This window comes from Trinickia sp., assembly GCF_051961175.1.
GTDB lineage: Bacteria > Pseudomonadota > Gammaproteobacteria > Burkholderiales > Burkholderiaceae > Trinickia.
In genome coordinates this window covers 1-2,760 of the sequence record NZ_JBQCDN010000253.1, presented here as the reverse complement: position 1 = coordinate 2,760, position 2,760 = coordinate 1, and the positions used below count along the sequence as shown (strand labels likewise).

3 protein-coding genes are annotated in these 2,760 nt (G+C 62.9%); all 3 read right to left on the bottom strand.

From position 1 onward, the window contains the following. The coding region (locus tag ACTHL0_RS15340; protein ID WP_440567666.1) for a proline dehydrogenase family protein at positions 1-1,493 on the bottom strand (1,493 nt) is incomplete at its 3' end. Between the two features lie 87 nt (positions 1,494-1,580). Then, positions 1,581-2,417, bottom strand: a complete 837-nt coding sequence (locus tag ACTHL0_RS15335; RefSeq protein WP_440567665.1) for an ABC transporter permease — start codon at positions 2,415-2,417, stop codon at positions 1,581-1,583. Positions 2,418-2,421: 4 nt separating this feature from the next. After that, a partial coding sequence (locus tag ACTHL0_RS15330) for an ABC transporter permease subunit (RefSeq protein ID WP_440567664.1) occupies positions 2,422-2,760 on the bottom strand: 339 nt, incomplete at its 5' end.

Sequence of the window (2,760 nt, the reverse complement as noted above, 5' to 3'; positions counted from 1 at the left end):
GCGCGCGCGACGGGATCTTCGACGATATCCGCGATGCTGACGGCCGGATCGACGATCTGATTGACGAACGACGAGTTCGCACCGTTCTCGAGCAAACGCCGGACGAGATAGGCAAGCAACGTCGCATGCGGCCCTACCGGTGCATAGATCCGGCACGCGCGTCCGAGCTTGGACGGCCCGACAACTTGGTCGTATACCGTCTCGCCCATTCCGTGCAGACATTGAAATTCGTATTCCTTGCCCTCGGCCAGCGTGTGAACCGCGGCAATGGTGAAGGCGTTATGCGATGCGAACTGCGGGAAGATCGCGTCCGGCGCATTGAGCAGCACTTTGGCGCAAGCGATATAGCTGACGTCGGAATGAACCTTGCGCGTGAACACGGGGTAGCCCGCGGCGCCCGCATCCTGCGCGAGCTTGATCTCGGTATCCCAGTACGCGCCCTTGACCAAGCGAATATTGATGCGCCGCCCCGTCGAACGCGCGAGCGCGATGATCCAATCCGCGACCGCTCGCCCGCGCTTCTGGTATGCCTGCAAGGAAAGACCGATGCCGTTCCAACCGCGCAAGCTCGGCTCGCGGCACAGCCGCTCCAACATTTCGAGCGTAAGATCGAACCGGGCGGACTCCTCCTGATCCAGGTGGAAGCCGATCCCGTAGCGCATCGACAACTCCGCGAGCGCCAACAGCCGCGGATACAACTCGCTGAGTACGCGCTCGCGCTGCGGCAACTCATAACGCGGATGCAGGCCCGAAATCTTGACCGACACACCGGGACCTTCGATCGGGCCTCGCGCCCGTGCGTCCTCGCCGATCGCTTCGATAGCATGGCGATACGATTCGAAGTATGCCTGCGCATCCTCCTCGGTCAGCGCGGCTTCGCCCAGCATGTCGTAGGTATACCGATACCCGTTCGATTCACGGCCTCTGGCGACGCCGATCGCCTCCTCGATGGTCTGCCCCGTGACGAACTGCTTACCGAGCATCCGCATCGCGTAGGCTACACCGGCACGCACGACCGCCTCGCCGCCCTTGCGCACGACACGCGTCAGCGCTTCGGCGAGGGCGTTTTCGTCCGGCTGCTTCAGCAGCTTGCCGGTCACGAGCAGGCCCCAGGCCGTGGCATTGACGAACAGCGACGGCGATTTGCCGATGTGGGCGCGCCAGTCGGCATCGACAATCTTGTCGCGAATCAACTGATTGCGCGTCGCCGTATCGGGGATCCGCAACATGGCTTCGGCCAGGCACATCAAGGCGATGCCCTCGCGGCTATCGAGCGAGAACTCCTGCGTCAGCAAATCGACGCCGCCCGCATCGATACGGGCATCGCGCACGCCCTGCGCCAAACGCGAGGCGAGTTCCTGCGCTTTCGCGAGCGTAGGCGGATCCATCCGCGCTTCTTGCATCAATGCTTGGACGACGTCCTCTTCGCGCATCGCCGTCGCGTCGTAAATGCGTTGACGCAAAGTGGAGAGATCCGTCGCAACGGTCCGCATGGTTTGGATTTCCGACAACATGATGGTGTTCAGATGATCGATAGGTGCACTTCGTAAAACGGCCCGCCACCGGCGAGCCGCGCCCGTTCACAACGCTGCAGCGGTGCCGCGCAGCCGTTCGGTTCTGCGACGGAGAAACTCGAGCGTGAGCAGGAGCAACGTCGAGAAAACGACGAGAATCGTGGCCACCGCGAGAATCGTCGGGCTCAATTGTTCGCGGATGCCCCCCCACATTTGGCGCGGGATCGTGCGTTGATCCGGTCCCGTCAGAAACAGCGCAACGACGATTTCATCGAACGAGGTCGCGAAGGCGAACAGCGCGCCCGACACGACGCCGGGGGCGATGATCGGCAGCTTCACTTGCAAAAGCACTCTGAGCGGCGACGCGCCGAGACTCCGGCCGGCACGCGAAAGCGATTCGTTGAACCCGGCCAGCGTGGCGGTGACGGTGACGACCACGAACGGAACGCCGAGCGCCGCATGAGCGAGGATCAGTCCCAACAAGCTGCCGGTCAGGCCGAACGGGCTGAACGCGAAGTAGACGCCAACGGCCGTGATGATGAGCGGCACGATCATCGGCGAGACCAGCACGCCGGTGATGAAGGCTTTGCCTTTCAGGCGCGGGTTGGTCAAGCCGAGCGAGGCCATGACGCCGAGCACCGTTGCAATCGCCGTCGACGACACGCCTGTAATCAGCGTGTTCTTCAGCGCCAGCATCCACTCGGCACTGCCGAGGAAGTGTTCATACCAACGCAGGCTCAAGCCCGGCATCGGATAGGTAAAGTACGGCTGCGAGTTGAACGACAGCGGCATCACCACGAGCACCGGCGACACCAGGAACAGCAGCACGAGGAGCGATAGGCCGACGTGCGCGAATCGTCCAAGACGGCCCCACACCGTCACATAGGCTGGAAAACTGAACATTGCGTTACCCCAGTTTCACGCCGGCGCCGCCGGTGAGTTTGACGAACAGGCCGTAGACGACGAGCACACCGGCCAACAGAATCGATGCGAGCGCGCTTGCCAGCCCCCAATTGAGCGTCGTATTGACGTGATAGGCGATGTAGTAGCTGGCCAACTGATCGTCCGGGCCGCCGACGATGGCCGGCGTGAGGTAGTAGCCGACAGCGAGAATGAACGTCAGCATGCCGGCTGCCCCCACGCCGGGCAGCGTTTGCGGGAAGTACGCTTCGAAGAACGAACGCACCGGCCCCGCCCCCAACGAGCGCGCCGCTTTGACATAGAGGTTCGGCACGCCCTTCATCAC

Bases quoted from the DNA above. Each gene is read 5' to 3' on its own strand.
- ACTHL0_RS15335 (WP_440567665.1), bottom strand. From the start codon at position 2,417: ATGTTCAGTTTTCCAGCCTATGTGACGGTGTGGGGCCGTCTTGGACGA.